At 55.3% G+C, this 17,625-nt stretch carries 18 protein-coding genes; 7 read left to right on the top strand and 11 right to left on the bottom strand.

The window, feature by feature from the left end; all coding sequences use genetic code 11:
• Window positions 1-132: 132 nt before the first annotated feature.
• Genes M2403_RS14945 through M2403_RS14935 form a run of 3 tightly spaced genes read right to left on the bottom strand, consistent with a single transcriptional unit; the run spans window position 133 to window position 2,434 of the window.
• Window positions 133-855: an amino acid ABC transporter ATP-binding protein gene (locus M2403_RS14945; protein WP_165060580.1), complete on the bottom strand. Its 723-nt coding sequence runs from the start codon at window positions 853-855 to the stop codon at window positions 133-135.
• Window positions 842-1,606, bottom strand: coding sequence for an amino acid ABC transporter permease (locus M2403_RS14940; RefSeq protein WP_152323849.1), 765 nt, complete (start codon window positions 1,604-1,606; stop codon window positions 842-844). Before M2403_RS14940 ends, M2403_RS14945 begins: the two co-directional genes overlap by 14 nt.
• A gap of 60 nt (window positions 1,607-1,666) precedes the next feature.
• Window positions 1,667-2,434, bottom strand: a complete 768-nt coding sequence (locus M2403_RS14935) for a basic amino acid ABC transporter substrate-binding protein (protein ID WP_165060300.1) — start codon at window positions 2,432-2,434, stop codon at window positions 1,667-1,669.
• Between the two features lie 207 nt (window positions 2,435-2,641).
• Between M2403_RS14935 and M2403_RS14930 the strand changes: the two genes are divergently transcribed.
• On the top strand, window positions 2,642-3,421 hold the full coding sequence (locus tag M2403_RS14930; RefSeq protein WP_235937407.1) for a hypothetical protein: 780 nt from the start codon (window positions 2,642-2,644) through the stop codon (window positions 3,419-3,421).
• A 62-nt stretch (window positions 3,422-3,483) separates the two neighbouring features.
• Here M2403_RS14930 and kup read toward each other — a convergent pair whose 3' ends face one another.
• Together kup and M2403_RS14920 are read right to left on the bottom strand one after the other, a co-directional pair.
• On the bottom strand, window positions 3,484-5,358 hold the full coding sequence (gene kup / locus M2403_RS14925; protein WP_152323847.1) for a low affinity potassium transporter Kup: 1,875 nt from the start codon (window positions 5,356-5,358) through the stop codon (window positions 3,484-3,486).
• A gap of 113 nt (window positions 5,359-5,471) precedes the next feature.
• On the bottom strand, window positions 5,472-6,332 hold the full coding sequence (locus tag M2403_RS14920; RefSeq protein ID WP_165060296.1) for a LysR family transcriptional regulator: 861 nt from the start codon (window positions 6,330-6,332) through the stop codon (window positions 5,472-5,474).
• Between the two features lie 115 nt (window positions 6,333-6,447).
• Here M2403_RS14920 and M2403_RS14915 point away from each other — a divergent pair, with 115 nt between their 5' ends.
• From M2403_RS14915 to pptA, 3 genes are all read left to right on the top strand, one after another.
• A complete protein-coding gene (locus tag M2403_RS14915) occupies window positions 6,448-7,452 on the top strand; it encodes a nitrilase family protein (protein WP_152323845.1) in 1,005 nt (334 codons plus the stop codon).
• 345 nt (window positions 7,453-7,797) lie between these two features.
• A complete protein-coding gene (mntP, locus tag M2403_RS14910; protein ID WP_152323844.1) occupies window positions 7,798-8,370 on the top strand; it encodes a manganese efflux pump MntP in 573 nt (190 codons plus the stop codon).
• 57 nt (window positions 8,371-8,427) lie between these two features.
• Window positions 8,428-8,658 carry a tautomerase PptA gene (gene pptA, locus M2403_RS14905; RefSeq protein WP_152323843.1) on the top strand — a complete coding sequence of 77 codons (231 nt, stop codon included), beginning with the start codon at window positions 8,428-8,430 and terminating at the stop codon, window positions 8,656-8,658.
• A gap of 90 nt (window positions 8,659-8,748) precedes the next feature.
• Here pptA and M2403_RS14900 read toward each other — a convergent pair whose 3' ends face one another.
• From M2403_RS14900 to M2403_RS14880, 5 genes are all read right to left on the bottom strand, one after another.
• Entirely contained in the window at window positions 8,749-9,657 is a 909-nt protein-coding gene (locus M2403_RS14900) for an SDR family oxidoreductase (RefSeq protein ID WP_259229806.1), read from the bottom strand.
• 387 nt (window positions 9,658-10,044) lie between these two features.
• The gene (locus M2403_RS14895; RefSeq protein WP_165060290.1) at window positions 10,045-10,902 is read right to left on the bottom strand and encodes an MBL fold metallo-hydrolase; all 858 of its coding nucleotides are present in this window, start codon (window positions 10,900-10,902) and stop codon (window positions 10,045-10,047) included.
• A gap of 53 nt (window positions 10,903-10,955) precedes the next feature.
• Window positions 10,956-11,156: a hypothetical protein gene (locus M2403_RS14890; RefSeq protein WP_104925015.1), complete on the bottom strand. Its 201-nt coding sequence runs from the start codon at window positions 11,154-11,156 to the stop codon at window positions 10,956-10,958.
• A gap of 129 nt (window positions 11,157-11,285) precedes the next feature.
• Complete coding sequence (trpS, locus tag M2403_RS14885; protein WP_259229803.1) at window positions 11,286-12,293, bottom strand: tryptophan--tRNA ligase; 1,008 nt, start codon at window positions 12,291-12,293, stop codon at window positions 11,286-11,288.
• A 238-nt stretch (window positions 12,294-12,531) separates the two neighbouring features.
• Window positions 12,532-13,458, bottom strand: a complete 927-nt coding sequence (locus M2403_RS14880; RefSeq protein WP_259229802.1) for a DMT family transporter — start codon at window positions 13,456-13,458, stop codon at window positions 12,532-12,534.
• A gap of 240 nt (window positions 13,459-13,698) precedes the next feature.
• On the opposite strand from M2403_RS14880, the gene M2403_RS14875 reads away from it, so the two are divergent.
• From M2403_RS14875 to M2403_RS14865, 3 genes are read left to right on the top strand one after another with little or no spacing between them, the layout of a single operon-like run.
• Window positions 13,699-14,538, top strand: coding sequence for a transporter substrate-binding domain-containing protein (locus tag M2403_RS14875; RefSeq protein WP_259230169.1), 840 nt, complete (start codon window positions 13,699-13,701; stop codon window positions 14,536-14,538).
• Window positions 14,539-14,541: 3 nt separating this feature from the next.
• On the top strand, window positions 14,542-15,252 hold the full coding sequence (gene pxpB, locus M2403_RS14870) for a 5-oxoprolinase subunit PxpB (RefSeq protein WP_259229801.1): 711 nt from the start codon (window positions 14,542-14,544) through the stop codon (window positions 15,250-15,252).
• 11 nt (window positions 15,253-15,263) lie between these two features.
• Window positions 15,264-16,250 (top strand): biotin-dependent carboxyltransferase family protein, encoded by a 987-nt coding sequence (locus tag M2403_RS14865; protein ID WP_259230168.1) that lies wholly within the window; start codon window positions 15,264-15,266, stop codon window positions 16,248-16,250.
• Between the two features lie 71 nt (window positions 16,251-16,321).
• Here M2403_RS14865 and M2403_RS14860 read toward each other — a convergent pair whose 3' ends face one another.
• Window positions 16,322-17,524, bottom strand: a complete 1,203-nt coding sequence (locus M2403_RS14860) for a pyridoxal phosphate-dependent aminotransferase (protein WP_152323836.1) — start codon at window positions 17,522-17,524, stop codon at window positions 16,322-16,324.
• Window positions 17,525-17,625 lie beyond the last annotated feature (101 nt).

The raw sequence follows: 17,625 nt of genomic DNA, 5'->3' as shown, positions 1-17,625 counted from the left end.
GCCTCGGGATGCGGGGAATTTGAGGGTAATTTAGCACAAAATCAGGGCGCGGACTTTTGGCCGATAAAACTCAGAGGGTGAAGTGTTTAGAGGGAGGAAGTATCCGGAGGCAAGTTACCTCCGGATGACGGATTACAGCACCTTACTCAAGAACTCGCGGGTACGCGGATTGGTTGGTGCGGTGAAAAGCTGCGCTGGCGGCCCTTCTTCCTGGATCACACCCTGATCAATAAACACCACGCGATCGGCCACTTCACGGGCAAAGCCCATTTCGTGGGTCACGATCACCATCGTCATGCCTTCGAGCGCCAGCTGTTTCATGACGGCCAGCACTTCGCCGACCAGCTCGGGGTCGAGCGCAGATGTCGGTTCGTCGAACAAAATGATCGAAGGTTCCATCGCCAGCGCCCGGGCGATCGCCACACGCTGCTGCTGACCGCCGGAAAGGCTGGAAGGCCAGGCGTCGATTTTGTCGATCAGCCCGACTTTTTGCAGCAGCTTCTCAGCACGTGAAACCGCTTCGGCTTTCGACAACCCTTTCAGCGACATCGGCGCCATAATCAGGTTTTCCAGCACCGTCATGTGCGGAAACAGATTAAAGCGCTGGAACACCATTCCGACGCCGGAACGCAGCGTATTCAGATTGGTTTTCGGGTCATGAACCGCGAAACCGTTCACCACTACTTCGCCGCCGTTCGGTTTTTCCAGCGCGTTCAGGCAACGCAGGAAGGTACTTTTCCCCGAACCGGACGGGCCGATGATGCACACCACTTCTTTCTCTGCGATATCACACGAGATGCCGCGCAAAACGTGGGTTTCACCGAACTGTTTCTGTAAATCCTTAACGTGAATCACTTTTGCCAAACCTCTTTTCCATGTGTTGAACGAGTAACGAGAGCAGGAAAGTCAGAACCCAGTACACCAGCGAAATCGTCAGGTAGGGTTCCCAGTAGGTGGCGTAAGCGCCTGAAACAGTTCGCGCCGCGTAAGCCAGATCGGCCAGGCCGATGGCGGACGCCAGCGAAGAATCTTTCACAATCGCAATCGCGTTATTGCCCAGCGGCGGCAGAATACGACGAAACGCCTGCGGCAAAATCACTTTGCGCATCGTTTTGCCCCAGCCCATCCCTAATGCACGTGACGCTTCCATCTGGCCGTTATCAATCGACTGGATCCCGGCGCGGAAAATTTCGGAAACGTAAGCGCCCGCGTTCAGCGTAATCGCGACGACACAGGATAAAAACGCGCCGTAATCGGAGCGTAACGCACGGGCGAAATCCGAAGACATCAGGCCGTTGGTCACTAAAATCCCGTCACGCGGATTGATGAACAGCGGAACCAGCGCGAAGTGAACCACCATAATCTGCACAAACAGCGGTGTCCCGCGAAATGCGCTGACGTAAATGCGCACCGGCCATTGCACGGCGAAGCGCAGAACATATTTCCACGGGCCGTCGTCGGCGCGGGCCATGCGTCCGAGGCCGAGCAGCAGGCCCCAGGTGGTGCCTAAAATGACGCAAATGAGGGTGCATTTGATGGTCATCAGCGCGCCCTGTACAAACAGCGGCGCATATTCTGAGATTATCTCCCAGCGAAATCCGGTCATACCTGTCCTTGTTCAGGGGCGCTTTCACGCCCCTGCATATCAATATTTTTCTGGGGGGATTTATTGCGCTGGCAGCGTTGGCACGTTCTTATCAAACCAGGTTTCGTAGATTTTTGCGTAGGTGCCGTCAGCAACGATTTTCTTCAGACCGGCGTTGATTTTACCCAACAATTCCGTGTTGTCTTTGGCGACCGCAATGCCGAAATACTGACGTTCGAACTTGCTGTCCGGCACCAGTTTCAGGGCTTTTTCAGGATGGGATTTGATGTAGTACTTCACCACGCCGACGTCGCCAACCGCTGCGCCAATGCCGTCTTCCGCCAGTTCCTGCAACATCAGTGGCGTGTTATCAAAACGTTTGATGTCCGTGCTGTTTTTGCCCAGTGCGTCAGATACCACGATGTCGCCGGTGCTGGAGTTCACTACGCCGACTTTCAGGCCTTTCAGCGCAGCAACGGAATCCACTTTGGAATCCGCAGGCACCACGATGGATTGTTCTGCCGGGAAATACGGCGCAGAGAAATCGACCATCGCTTTACGTTTGTCGGTAATGGTGATGCCGGAAATAATGATGTCACGATCACCGGAATTCAGGGTGGCGAAAATCCCTTCCCACGGCGTATTGACCAGTTTGATGTCAAAATCTTCCGCTTTAGCGATAGCTTTGATGATGTCGATATCAAAACCTTCCAGCTGTTTCTGGCTGTTTTCATATTCGAAAGGGCGATACGTGCCGCCGGAACCGACCACATATGTGGTCTGCGCGGCGTAGGCGGAAGTGATTAAGGAAGAAAGCAGGCACCCGGTGAGAACTAAAGACTTGAACATGGACACTCCTGTGTGTTTGTTATTTTATGCAGATAATTTGCATAAAAATACACAAATTGACGAAGCGCTTCAACCGAAAATTTGGTGAGGGTGACAGACAGATAAGAAGAATCCTCCGAGTTCCCCGCGGCGACATTCATCTCAATCCTGAGATCGGGTATATTGGTACGCAGATCACAAAAATCCCTTAAAGGAAGACGTCGCACTATGAGTTATCGTTTCACCCTGGCTGCCGTTGCGGCCGTTTTCGCACTCACAGGATGCGCAAACACCAAAACCGCTGAAAAACCGGCGTTCGATCTCGGTTCCACGCGTCTGACCGTCACACACGTTCCGACCAAAACTGACGATGGCACCCAGATTTACGTCACCATTGATGGCAAAGATGCCGGTGCGCTGGGACTTGGCGAAAGCGTGGAAGTGCAGCTTCCGGAAGGGAAACATCAGGTCGGCGGTTACGCCCGTTCACTGATCGGACGCGTGACTATTGCGCCTGTCGATGTGACAACGTCACGCAACGACATCAGCCATGTGACCTATTCCGTTGCGAATCTCAAGCCGACATTCCTGGTTCGCGCGACAACCCCGATCCCGAAACCTAAGTCAGAGTCGGTGCCGTTAGAACCGATCCCGGCCCTGCCAACGCAAATTGAGGCACCGGCAACGGACGTTCAGGCGCAAACCACAACGCCTGCGGCGGCATCAGCAACGACGCCAGCAGAAACTACAGCACCTGTAGCAGCAACCGCAACAGCAACGCCAGCCACTACAACGCCGGCGACGACAACCAAAACCGAAACCACTACAACGCCGGCTGCGGCAACCACGACTCCGTCTACCACCACGCAGACTGAAACCACGACTACACCGGCAACCCAGACCACTACGCAGTCTGTGCCTGTCACCACGTTGCAGTCGCAGACGGATACCACGACGTCATCGCCTCAGGCAGCTAACATCACTGAACTTCAGGATCCGCAGAGCTAAACTGTTCTGCTTTCCGCACGGCCCGTTTCCGGATTTCATCCCCGGAAACGGGCCGTTTGCTTTTAGAATTTCACCACCGCACCCAGCTCAATCACCCGGTTTGGCGGAATATGATAATGTTCCGGCGCACGCAGGGAGTTACGTTGTAACACCTGGAACAGTTTCCCCCGCGCTTTGAGATACCAAGGACGCGGATCGCCCAGCACAAAGGTATCCCGCGACATAAAGAACGACGTTTCATTCATCGTACACTTCAGCCCTTCCAGCCCGCAGCGGTACAAAATATCAGTGACATTAGGTTTTTCCCGCCAGCCATAACTGGCGATAACACGCCAGAATGACGGCGAAAGCTGCTCAATCGTCACACGCCGGACGTTGTGCACGTACGGCACATCTTCCGTGGCGACCGTCAGTAACACCACGCGCTCATGCAATATCTTGTTATGTTTAAGATTATGCAGCAGCACCAGCGGCACTTCATATTGCCCGCGCGACATCACCACGGCGGTACCGGGTACACGTTTCGGCGGCGATTTTTCCAGTGACACAATCAGCGCTTCGAGCGCTTCCGGATCCTGACGTAAACGCCTCAGCAGGCGATTACGTTCAGTTTTCCAGGTGAGCATAATCAGCAGAATCGTCAGGCCGATCACCACCGGCAGCCAGCCGCCGGAGAACAGTTTGACCAGATTCGCGGCAAATAACGGCACATCAATCAGTAGCATGACCGCCATCATCAGGCCGCCCACCCCGCTTTTCCAGCCCCAGTTTTTCACCATCACAATGCCTATCAGCAGTGAAGTAATGACCATCGTACCCGTCACCACAATGCCGTAAGCAGACGCCAGATTGCTGGAGTGTTTGAAGCTGAGGATGGCAATCAGCACCGCGAAATAGAGCAGCCAGTTGACGACCGGAATATAGATCTGCCCCGACTCTTCATCAGAGGTGTAGATGATGCGCATCGGCGGCAGATACCCCATCCGCACGGCCTGACGCGTCAGGGAGAATACGCCCGAAATCACCGCCTGCGAGGCAATCACCGTCGCCAGCGTCGCCAGTATCAGCAGCGGGATCAGCGCCCAGCCGGGTGCCAGCAGGAAAAACGGATTCTGGATGGCGTCAGGTTTGCTGAGTAACAGCGCACCCTGCCCGAAATAGTTCATCACCAGCGATGGCCCGACCAGAATAAACCACGCAATGCGGATCGGCTTTTTACCGAAATGCCCCATGTCAGCGTACAGCGCCTCCCCGCCGGTCACGGACAGCACCACCATGCCGAGCGCGAAAAACGAAACGGTTTTGTATTCCGCAAAGAAGTGCACCGCCCAGTACGGGTTCAGTGCGTGCAAGACCTGCGGATTACGCAAGATCCCGCTGAGGCCCAGCACGCCAATCGTGACAAACCACAGCACCATTACCGGCGCAAAGATTTTCCCGACGCTGCCGGTGCCATTTTTCTGAATGAAAAACAGCAGCGTCAGAACGGCAATGGAAAACGGAATGATAAAACGATCGAGGGAAGGCTCGATGATTTCCAGCCCTTCAATGGCGGAAAGCACCGAAATCGCCGGGGTAATGACGCCGTCGCCGTAGAAGAAACTGCCGCCCACCAGCCCGAGAAACATGATAAGTGGCACCCATCGCGGGCTCAGATTGCGCACGGCCAGCGACATCAGGGTGAGAATTCCCCCTTCGCCGTCGTTGTCGGCGCGCATCACAAAACTGATGTATTTGACCGAAACGACCAGCATCAGCAGCCAGAAGATCAGCGACAGAAAGCCGAACAGAGAGCTCTGTGTCAGGGTGATGCCCGCCTGGCCGGTCAGGCATTCCCGCAGGGTATATAACGGGCTGGTACCGATGTCGCCATACACGACACCAATACAGGCCACAGTCACAGTAAGCAGTGATGATTTCTTTTTTATATGTGTCATAAGTGGCTTCGCGATGTCTCAGGACAACCTTTGTTGTCCCATTTTCAGAGTATAGCTGCTGCCACCTGTTCGCTGCCTCAACAACCCTCATTTTCTTTACATAAAAGAAACATTTAACGCACAAAGCCTTTTGCAATCGCAATAAAATTATCGCGGACAGAATCGTCATAGCGCGGGTCCCAGGCGATGCCCACCTGCCAGCGGGTTGCTCCCCCCGAAAGCGGCACAATATTCAACCCCGGTGGCGCGATATGCACCACGCTTTGCGGCAACAGGGCCACGCCGGTACCGGCAATAATCAGCGCGACAATCGTCTGAATATCTTCCACCTGCTGCGTGGCGCCCGGAAATATGTGCTGCTCGTGCAGGAACAGCGTCGTCTGCGTATCCAGACCGCCGCCGCGCGCCGGGTACAAACGCAGCAACGGGAATTTTTGCAGCCAGTCTTCGATGCTCAGGCCATTATTCTCCGGCGTGACCAGCACCAGATTATCGTCAAACAGGCTGTGATAACTGAGCGGTTTCGCCGGTGGCACACGGACAAACCCGACCTGCAACGCCCCGCTTTGCAGCATGTCGTATTGCTGCGCCGAGGGCAGATCTTCGAGCGTGATGTCAACGCCGGGATACTGCGCCCGGAACTGCGCAATACATTCCGGCGCAAAATAAAAACTGGACAGCCCGAAACCTGCCGCCAGAAAACCTTCGCGCCCTTTCGCCACCTGTTCTGCGTGATGCAAAAACAGCTCCGCCTGCGCGACGACTTTTTTCGCTTCCGGCAACAGCCGCTGCCCGCCCGCCGTCAGCGCGGTGCCGTGGCGGCCACGCGTAAACAGCGCCAGGTTTACCCGGGATTCCAGCAGATTGATCTGTTTGGTGAGCGCAGGTTGCGATATCGCCAGCGCCTCTGCTGCCAGGGCGTAATTTCCTTTTTCTGCCAGCACCACGAACGCCTTGAGCAGTCGCGTATTCATATTTTGCATTCCGTTTGGTTATCAAAAATGAAAAACAATTCATTATAAAGTTATCAGCCGGATTGCTGTAATGCCAGTGAAAGTCACCCTTTGTGACCCTTTACGGAGAACGGCGATGAGCGAAGTCACGGCAGTAAAATCGATAAAAACGGCAGTGGTTCAGTTTCAGCATCAGGCCAGCAATAAGGCTTATAACCTGTTGATTATGGAGAAATACATTGAACAGGCCGCCGCGCAGGGTGTGAAGATCCTGGCCTTCCCGGAAATGTGCATCACCGGTTACTGGCACGTGCCGGGTCTTTCGGCGGAAGAAGTGAATGCGCTGGCTGAAGCGGTTGAAACCAGCCCGTCGCTGGCACTGATCAAGGCGCTGGCGGCGAAAAATCAGATGCTGATTGGCGCGGGCCTTATCGAACGCGCGACAGATGGCCGGATTTATAACACCTACGTGGCCTGCATGCCGGACGGTTCTTATCACGCGCACCGCAAACTTCACGCGTTTGAACATCCTGCGTTTAGCTGCGGTGACGGTTTTACCGTTTTTGATACACCGTGGGGCGTGAAGGTGGGGATCCTAATTTGCTGGGACAATAATCTGGTGGAAAACGTACGCGCGACCACGCTGCTTGGCGCGGATATCCTGCTGGCACCGCATCAGACCGGCGGCACCCATTCGCGCAGCCCGCACGGCATGAAACCCATTCCGCTGGAATTGTGGGAACAACGTGCGCAACGAAAGGAAGAAATCACCGCCGCGTTTAAAGGGGAAAGTGGCCGCGGATGGATCCTGCGCTGGTTGCCATCGCGTGCGCATGATAACGGACTGTTCATTTTATTCAGCAACGGCGTGGGCGCCGATGCGGATGAAGTCCGCACCGGCAACGCGATGATCCTCGACCCCTATGGCCGGATCATCAGCGAAACCTGGGTTGCCGCTGACGCCATGGTCAGCGCCGAACTGGATTTAACGCTGATCCCCCTGAGTTCGGGCCGCCGCTGGATCTACGGCCGACGCCCGGAATTGTATTCCATTCTCACCGAGCGTCAGGGCTACGAGCGCGACGCCATCACCGCACGTTTTTCCGAGGAAGCGACGGGGCCGGCATCGCGTAAAGTTTAACGTGTCATAGCGTAATGATTGTGGAAGCCGGTGATGTGCAAGTCCCGGCATTCATTCTTTCACCGTGTTTATTCAGCCTCCTGCAGACTCGCCTCACCCGCTGAGAATTAGTGAATCCCCCCTCAGAACCTAACGGATTAGGATTACAGGCTTTTTTGCCCCTCTGCGGATGAATTTCAGGCCAAATGAAGCCTTTTCATACAAATATAGCCAAGGCTAACATTCTTAACCAACACTATAACTAGTTGAATATTATGGTTTTTTTATTTTGTTTTTTGTGGCAGACTGCGCGCTTCTGATGATAACCCGCCTTTTTGTCACCAAAGGCATGACCGGTCCGTTTTTATGCAACTTTATACTATCCTCATTCTGGCTTTTGGTATGTCTATGGATGCCTTCGCGGCGGCTATCGGCAAAGGTGCCGCGTTGCACCGTCCCCCGCTGAAAGAGGCACTGCGTACCGGATTAATTTTTGGCGTGATTGAAGCCATAACGCCGGTGATCGGCTGGGCTATCGGGCTGGCGGCCAGCCAGTTTATTATGAGCTGGGATCACTGGGTGGCGTTCACCCTGCTGCTGGTTCTGGGGATCCGTATGATTTCCGAAGCCTTCAAAAAAGATAAGGCCGAAGAAGTTGAAGCGCCGCGCCGTCACGGTTTCTGGCTGCTGGTGACCACCGCAATTGCCACCAGTCTGGATGCGATGGCCGTCGGTGTCGGGCTGGCATTCCTGCAAGTGAATATTCTGGTGATGGCGCTGACGATTGGCGCGGCGACCACCATTATGGCAACCTCCGGCATGCTGCTGGGCCGTTTTCTCGGCGCGGCCATCGGGAAATGGGCCGAAGTGCTGGGCGGTATCGTGCTGATTGGCATCGGTACGTCGATTCTGGTCGAGCATTTAGGTTTGCTGAGCTGACGTGAATTACGGTAGCTTTACGGGAAATGGTTCAGCCCATCCGACAGGAGCACCGTAATGCCACATATTGATTTGAAATTTTATCCGCGCGGGCTTTCAGAAGAAGCGACGCAAAAACTGGTCGATGACCTTTCCGCCGTGCTGATTAATCATCTGGGGACGACGGACAAAGCCATCTCCGTGATGTTGACGGAAGTTCAGCCAGAGGCGTGGAAGAGCGATGTGTATGATCCGGTCATCAGACCGGCATTAGATCAGATGGCGAAAAAACCCGGTTATACCCTGTAATCTCCCTCACTGCGTCATCCCCCATTTGAAGACCCCGTCACGGCTAACGTGACGGGGTCACTTTTTAGTACTCATTACTTTTAGAGCTAATTACAGCGTTCCCGTCCCGCCGTCAGAACACCAGACCTGTCCGGAAGAATAGCTGCTTTCCGGCGATGCAAACGAGACATACAGCGCCGCGATTTCCGCAGGCTGGCCGGGGCGCCCCAGCGGTGCCTGCTCGCCAAATTTTTCAACTTTCTCCTGCGGCTGCCCCCCCGAGGTTTGCAGAACCGTCCAGTACGGGCCGGGCGCGACAGCATTCACACGAATTCCGTCAGGCGCAAGCTGCTTGGCGAGCGATTTCGTAAACGCCACGATTGAAGCCTTGGTTTGCGAATAGTCGAGGAGATTCTCACTCGGCAAAAATGCCTGAACCGAGGTTGTGTTGATCACCGAGCTGCCGCGCGGAAGATAATCCAGCGCCGCTTTGGTTATCCAGAACATCGCGTAAACGTTGGTTTTAAACGTCGCGTCAAACGCCTCGGTCGTGAGATCTTTAATCGAATTGCAGAACTGCTGACGCCCGGCGTTATTCACCAGAAGATCCAGCCCGCCGAGCTGTTCCGCGGCTTCTTTTACCAGCCTCTGACAAAACTGCTCATCACGGAGATCACCCGGGATCGCAATAATCTTGCGCCCTTCACTGCGCAGTAAATCGACGACTTCCCGGGCATCCGGTTCTTCTTCCGGCAAATAGTTAATCGCGACATCAGCGCCTTCACGGGCAAATGCAATCGCGACAGCGCGGCCAATACCCGAATCACCGCCGGTCACCAGTGCCTTGCGGCCTTCAAGCCTGGAACTCCCCTGATAAGAGGTTTCACCGTGATCCGGAACCGGGACCATTTTGCTCGCCAGACCCGGGAACGGCTGTTTCTGCCTTTCAAAAGGGGGCTTTGGATACGCATCCACATGTGGCTGATTGAGGGACGGAGGAAGGGGTTTCTGACTGCTCATGATGGCTCCTTAAACTAAAAACGTAGTATTAAGGGTAGAACACCTCAGCCTGCCCGAGGTGTGTTACGGACAGTTCCGAGTTGAGGCCGGCAAGCATTGAGAGGAAATCAGGTGAATGTCATCGCCCCGCGTCCCTTCTTTTCGTAACGTCGTGATGATCTGAAAAATTCCGGCAACCGTAATTCAGACGCCAATCATCGCCGCTTGCGCCCTAAAAATATGAACGCAGATATCCTCATCCAGCCTGATAGTGCTTTTTTGCTTTCAAATCACGCCCCTTCTGGAGAGCGACGTCCATTTCGCAAAATTCGAAGATTCACGGTACCCGACCTTTCACTGAGTGGGGATCAGGCTTTTGGGTGCTTCAGCGTCAGCGGTTAACCTCTCTCAGCTTTCCGGATAAGCCACATGATAGCCGTCGGTGTTGTCCGGCGGAGTCACCGGCACGATATGCGCAAAACCCGGTTCGCCGAAATGCATACCTGCCACCAGCAGTTTTTCGCGGGCGACCTGCGCCATGATGGTTTTACGGGTGTTTTCCGCCTGAACGGGATCGCAGTCAAAGGCGATGGAAACGCCGGGTTGCGCGGACTGAATGTGCGGGAAATGCACGATGTCGCCCCAAATCAGCAGGCTTTGATTGCCCGAATCAATGCGGTATCCGCTGTGCCCCGGCGTATGACCGGGCAGCCAGACGGAACGAATGCCTTTCACAATCTCCGCGCCATCAAGAAACTTCAGCTTCGCCGCGTAAGCCGTCAGCATCCGGCGCGCCAGCAAGAAATTACGCTGCCGGTGCTCCGCGACCTGCATCATTTTGCTGTCATCGCGCCAGTATTGGGCTTCGAGCGGGTGAATATGAATTTCTGCATTGGGATAAACCGGTTGCCCCTGCGCGTCCAGCAGCCCGCCGATGTGGTCCGGGTGCGCGTGCGTCAGCAGAACCGTATCGATATCTTCGGGAGCCACGCCCGCAGACCGCAGATTTTCACCGAGCTTTCCGCCGGAATTATTCAGCCCGCCGGTGCCGGAATCGACCAGAAGGGTGCGCCCCGGCCCGCGGATCAGGTAACAATTGATATGAATATTGCCGGGCTCTGCCAGCCCGGCGTCACGTTGTATTTTCGCGGCATCTGCCGTCTCAATGCCGGACAACAGATCCAGGCTTGCCGCCATGTTTCCGTCGCTCAGGGCCGTTACAGTAAAATCCCCAATCTGGCGGGACGCAAAAGACGGATTGTTCATAATCACCTCAGGTTAATTACGTGCATGAGGCTGCAACATTGTGGTTTAGCAACTCATAAGCCTTTGATGTGTTTGATCGCCAGCTGGAGCGCCGAGTTCGGCTCACCGTGGAAATCTAACGCCTCTTCCTGCGCACGTTCGAGACAAAAAACAATGCGCCTGCGGCTGACTTCCTCACAGTTCTGAGCAAGCATCAAACAACATTCACCCACCATCCTGCAGGCCTCTTCAAAAATCTGACCGGACTCTCGCATAGCAAACTCCATCACGCCTGAAAATAAAATACTGTTTTTAGGTTAACGGCATAATTTGATAAAAGTTTGTTTTTTTTACCGAACCTTTACTCAAATTTTCTGAGTTCGCGGACGGCGGGCAAGGCTAAATCAGAACATCACCGGCAACCCGAGCCCGCGTTTTACCTGCACCAGCGTTTGCTGCGTGACGTTTTGCGCCTGTTCGCTGCCGTGGCGCAGCAACGCCAGCAACTGACCTTTGTCCTGAATAAACGCATTCCTGCGGCTGCGGATCGGCGCGAGCAGGGCTTGCAGACAGCCTTCCAGTTCGTCCTTACAAGCCCGGTCGCCTAATCCTCCGCGCAAATAATGCGCTTTCATCGCGCTGACTTTTTCTGCGTCCGGGTGGAATGCGTCCAGATAGCTGAACACCACGTTGCCATCGACCTGACCGGGATCGTTAACCCGCAGGTGATTCGGATCGGTATACATCGCACAGACCGCCTGATGTATGTCTTCTTCGCTGGCGGAAAGCGTCAGCGTATTGCCAAGGGATTTCGACATTTTGGCCTTGCCGTCGATGCCCGGCAGACGCCCCGTTTTGCTCAGCAGCGCCTGACAATGGCGCAGCAACGGCTGACCCGTCAGGCTGTTCATCTTGTGGACGATTTCATTGGTCAGCTCAATCATCGGTAACTGGTCATCGCCGACGGGAATTAAATCCGCCTGAAACGCCGTGATATCCGCCGCCTGGCTGATCGGGTAGGTCATAAAACCGACCGGCAGCGAACGGGAGAAACCTTTCTGAGTAATTTCACTTTTCACGGTCGGGTTACGCTCGACGCGCGCCACGGTCACGATGTTCATATACAGCAGGGTGAGTTCGGCCAGCGCGGGCAATGCAGATTGCAGGCAGACCACCGTTTTAGTGGGGTCGATGCCCACCGCCAGATAATCCGCCATCACTTCAGGAATATTACCGGCGACTTTTTGCGGGGAATTGCCGTTGTCGGTCAGCCCCTGAAGATCGGCGATCAAAATGTATTGCTGATTATCGTGTTGCAGCGCCACCCGCTGGCGCAGGGAGCCAGCAAAGTGGCCTAAATGCAGCTGACCGGTAGGACGGTCGCCGGTAAGAATGGTTTTTGCGTTATTCATGAGAGTTCCTTTTTGGTTTTTTACGCCGGAAAGGAGTCTGATAAACAACAAAGCCGCCTTCCGGCGGCTTTGTGAACAGATACAGGAATTCAGCCGCCTTTAGAGTGGCAGCCACCAGGAACAACGTGATGTGGTCATGGTATGTATCTGAGTTTTCATGGCGGTAATTTATCATTACTTAGCACGAAAGGTAAATCACGAATTTCTTTGCAAGCCGCTCACTGCGGGCGTTGCGCGGCTATTCGGCTTTTACCGGTTTGATGAGCAACGCTTTTCCCCGGCGTCTTTCGCTCAATACGGCCAGTATTCCGGCGGCGGCAATTACCGATGCGCCAACCAGCGTCGAAACGGTCGGCAGGCTGTCGAGGAACAGGAAACCAATCATCATCGACCAGACCATCGTGGTGTAATCGAACGGTGCCAGCAGCGAGGCATCGGCGTAGCGCAGGCTCAGCGTAATGAGGATCTGCGCCATTCCGCCGAAAAATCCGCAGCCCGTCAGCAGCAAAAGCTGTCGGGTATCGGGGATTTTCCAGCCGAAGAAAATCGTCGCCAGCCCGATCAGCATGGTCATCAGCGAGAAGTAGAAGACAATCGCACCCGGCCTTTCGATACCGTTCAGAAAACGGATCTGCACCGACGACACCGCCGTACACATTGCCGCCAGCAGCGCCAGAATCACGCCAAGTCCGGCTGAAACTTGCGTAAACCCGCCCGAAAGCAGCGAACCGCTGTCACGCAGATGCGCCCACAGCATCACCAGAATGCCGGTGAAACCGACCACCACCGCCATCCAGCGGGCGGCATGCACGTTTTCTCGCAACAAAATAGCGGCCATGATCACCGTAAACAGCGGCGCGGCGTAGCTGATTGCTGTGGCATCTGCCAGCGAGATATACACCAGCGCCAGATAGTTAAAATACATGCCGCCGGTGCCGGAAAATCCGCGAATTAAATGGCCGAATATATTCTTCGTTTTAATTTGCGCAATAACCGGCCCCTGCAATTTTAGCCAGATCAGCAGCGGGAATAAGGCGACGAAAGAGCGAAAGAATATCACTTCTCCGGTAGGAATATTTCCCCCCAACCCTTTTACGCAGGCCAGCATGAGCGTGGCGCACAGGGCGGATAATATTTTCAGCGAAACACCCATTCTGGCGTTCATGTTTTACCCTTTTACTCTTTGAGATTAACGGTCTGAAACTGACCACTATTCTGGCAGAGCCCCCTTTTTTGCGGTCATACAAAAAGCGTATCGCCATACAGGGTTTACTTCTTATACAACGCCAGATTGAGCTTATATAGTCGGGTTGACCTCATAAGAAACCGCAGCCAGTTTTGCTCACAGTGAGCCAGGGGAAGTTGTCGTCACACACCGCTAATTAAAAGACCCGGAGAATGAATGATGAAACTGAAGTTACTGTCTTGCTCTTTGCTGACATTGCCACTGATGGCGGCCTTTTCCTCTGCGAAAGCCGATGTTCTCTCTGATATTCAGGCGCGCGGCGCACTTAACTGTGCCGTGTATTCCGATGTGCCGCCTTTCTCTTCGCCGGATCCGAAAACACGCCAGCTGGCCGGAATGGACGTCGATTTATGCACGGCGTTAGCCAAACAGATGGGCGTAAAACTCAATCTGATGCCGACCTCTATTGAAGCGCGCATCGCGGTGATCGCAACCGGCCGCGCCGACGTGCTGATTGCCAATCTGGCGTACACTAAAACGCGCGGCCAGCAGATTCAGTTCAGCGACCCGTATTACGTGGCGAAAGAAGTGCTGGTGGTGAAAAAGCCGAACGTCGATAAAACCCGTGCGGATTTTAAAGGCAAACGCATCAGCGCCACCAAAGGCACGACGTCAGAGCAATCCATTTATCTGGCGGGCGCGAAAGCCGTGACCTTCCAGGATGCCGCCTCGGCGTTTCTGGCACTCGAACAGAATAAAGCCGTGGGCTTTGTCACCAACACCATGACCGCTATCAAGATGATTTCTCAGGCCGGAAAAGACGGCATCGAACTGGGGATGATCAAAGAACCGATGGCGCTGGAACCGATTGGCGTCGGTATGAAAAAGGACGAACCGGCGTTGCTGGCAAAAGTGAACGGCAGCCTGAAAGCGATGGATGACGACGGCACCATCGATAAAATCTGGGCAAACTGGATCGGACCAAATACCGAATACAAAATGGTGCGCGAAGACAAAGTTCAGCCGCTCTCCAGCCTTAAATTCGAACCTCTGGAATAGCCGATGACCATTGTGTCGCACGAGGTGCCTTCCCGCGTCTCTTATATTCTTGCCAGTCAGGGCGACAACATCAAAATCTCCACCATCGGCAGCCGTGCGTGGCTGATTGAAGCACCGGGTGATTTCGACCTGCCCGCCCAGCGCCGCATCTGGTCGCTGGCGGCCACACTGCGCATGCGCGATGACGTCGAATCGCTGATCCCCGGCGTCACCAATTTGCTGGTGCTGTTTCGCCAGACGCCGGAAGATTATGACGCGACTTTCGCCCTGCTGGCCGGCGCGTGGGAACAGGCGCAGGCCGTTCATCCGCAAGGCAAACTGATTGAAATTCCAGTGATTTACGGCGGCGAACATGCCACGGATCTGGATGCGGTTTGTCAGCATACCGGGCTTTCGCCCCGCGACGTCATCCGCCGCCATTCTCAGGGCAGCTACACGGTATTTTCACTGGGCAGCGCGCCGGGTTTTGGCTATCTCCACGGGCTGGATCCGTCTCTCGCTACGCCGCGTAAAAAAGTCCCCTCGCTGAATATGCTCAAAGGCACCGTGACCATCGGCGGTGCGCAGACCGGCGTTTCCGCGCTCACCGGGCCCAACGGCTGGAACGCCATCGGATTCGCCGAACTGACGCTGTTTGACCCGTGCGCTGAGAATCCCGCGCTGATGGCACCGGGTGACAGCGTGCGGTTCCTGCCAGAAAGGATAGAACTGTGACCCCAAAAGCTGTGATTGAAATTGTGAAAACCGGCCCGCTGAATACCGTTCAGGACGCGGGCCGCAGCGGATTTCGGGATATCGGCGTGTCCGTCAGCGGCGTGATGGATCCGCTGGCGTTTCGCGCGGGCAACATCCTGCTGGGCAACGACGAAAACGCCGCCTGCATTGAAGTGCAGATGTTCCCGTTTAAAGTCAGGTTTCTTGCCGATACCAGCATTGCCGTTACCGGCGCGGATTGCCGCACGAAGCTCGACGGCGAAGAGCTTCCGCCCTGGTGGGCCTGTTCCGTCCGCGCCGGACAGGAGCTGGAAATGCAGTTTCCGCGTTCCGGCGCGCGCAGCTATTTGTGCGTCGCCGGAGGCATTGACGTGCCGGTCATCATGGGTTCGCGCAGTACCGCCCTGCGCGGCGGTTTCGGCGGAACAGACGGGCGACCGCTGGCGAAAAACGATCGTCTTGCGGCAGGCGATTCTTTCATCTCACCTTTGCCTGCACAAGGCATGGGTATCGAGCCGCCGCAGATTGCGCTGGCCAACGTGTTCCCGACCAGCACTGAGGGACTGGTGCAACTGCGCGCCATTCCCGCCGGTGAATATGCGCTGTTTGAAGCCGATCTTCCCCGCTTCTGGTCGCAGCCCTGGAAGGTTTCCCTGCACAGCAACCGCACCGGTTACCGGCTGTCCGGCGAACCGGTCACGCCGTCGAAAGTCATTGAAATGCGTTCCTACGGGTTAATCCCCGGCATCGTGCAGGTTCCGCCTGCGGGCGAGCCCATCATTCAGCTGGCCGACGCTAATACTGCCGGAGGCTATCCGAAAATTGCCGGCATTATTGAAGAAGATTTGTGGCGTCTGGCGCAGGTTCAGCCCGGTCAGAGCATCCGGCTTGTCAAAAGCGATGCACGCGAAGCCATTGGCGTGGCACGTCAGATCAACCAGTGGTTCTCCCGCCTGCGCGATAACGTAATGCCGGTGAAGACGGTGATGGGGTTTTAAATTTCCCTCATGATGAAACAGAAAACGGGCCCGAAAAAGGCCCGTTTTTTTACGGTTGGAATTCAGAGGTTTTATTTCAGACCTGCACAAAACTCCGCGATCCGGTCGCAGCCGTCCTGCAAAATTTCCATACTGGTGGCGTAGGAAATACGGAAGTACGGGCTCATGCCATACGCTGCGCCCTGCACGGTGACGACGTGCTTTTCTTCGATCAGCGCCATCACAAAATCGGCATCATTATCGATGTGACGCCCGCCTGCGGTGGTTTTCCCGATACAGCCTTCGATATTCACGAACAGATAAAACGCGCCCTGCGGTCTATGGCAACGCAGTTCATGCACGGACGTTAAACGCTCCAGCACGTAATCGCGGCGCTGACGGTAGATTTCGGCGCGCTCTTTCAGTAAACCCTGCGGGCCGTTAAGCACAGCAACCGCTGCCGCCTGCGTAAGCGTGGTGACGCCCCCGCTGTTTTGCGTGTTCACGTTGCTCATGGCTTTAATCAGATCTTTCGGACCGCCGCAAAAACCTAAACGCCAGCCGGTCATGGAATAGGCTTTCGACACGCCGTTAACCGTCAGCACGCGATCGAGCAATCGCGGCTCCACTTCGGCCAGCGTGTAAAACGTCACGTCGTCGTAAATCAGGTGTTCGTAGATATCATCGGTCAGGATCCACACGCCCGGATGGCGCAGCATCACTTCGCCAATCGCCTGCAATTCCGGACGCGTTGCCACGGAACCGGTCGGATTGCCCGGATAATTCAGCAGCAGCCATTTGGTTTTCGGCGTGATCGCCGCTTCAATGTCCTGCGGATACGGCTTGTAATTGTTCTCTTCCGGGCAGGCCACCGGCACCGGAATACCGCCCGCAAATTTGACGATATCCGCATAGCTGATCCACGACGGCGTCGGGATCACCACTTCATCGCCCGGATTAATCGTCGCCAGCATCGCGTTAAAGATAATTTGCTTCGCGCCGCCTGCGGTGAGGATCTGGCTCACATCGTAATCGAGGTGGTTATCGCGCTGGAATTTACGCGCGATAGCCGCCCGCAAAGCCGGGGTTCCGTCGGTTGGCGGATAGCGGGTATCACCGCCGAGCGCGGCGGCGTAGGCCGCTTCCGTGGCGTGTCGTGGCGTCGGAAAATCCGGTTCGCCGGTAGAAAGCGCGATGACGTTCACGCCGGCGGCGGCGAGATCACGGGCCTTTTGCGTCATGGCGACGGAGGCAGAAACAGAGACATTTTTTAAGCGGTCGGCGATATCAGGCATGGTCCTGGGGTTCCATTGTTTTTATCGAACGTAAAAAGACGGACAGCGATGAGGCACTACAGGGGGAAGAGTAATGAGGAACGGACCGCGCCGACCAATAG

The sequence above is a fragment of the Rahnella sp. BIGb0603 genome, assembly GCF_024808755.1.
GTDB classification, from domain to species: domain Bacteria; phylum Pseudomonadota; class Gammaproteobacteria; order Enterobacterales; family Enterobacteriaceae; genus Rahnella; species Rahnella contaminans.
This window is presented reverse-complemented; position numbering and strand designations above follow the sequence as displayed.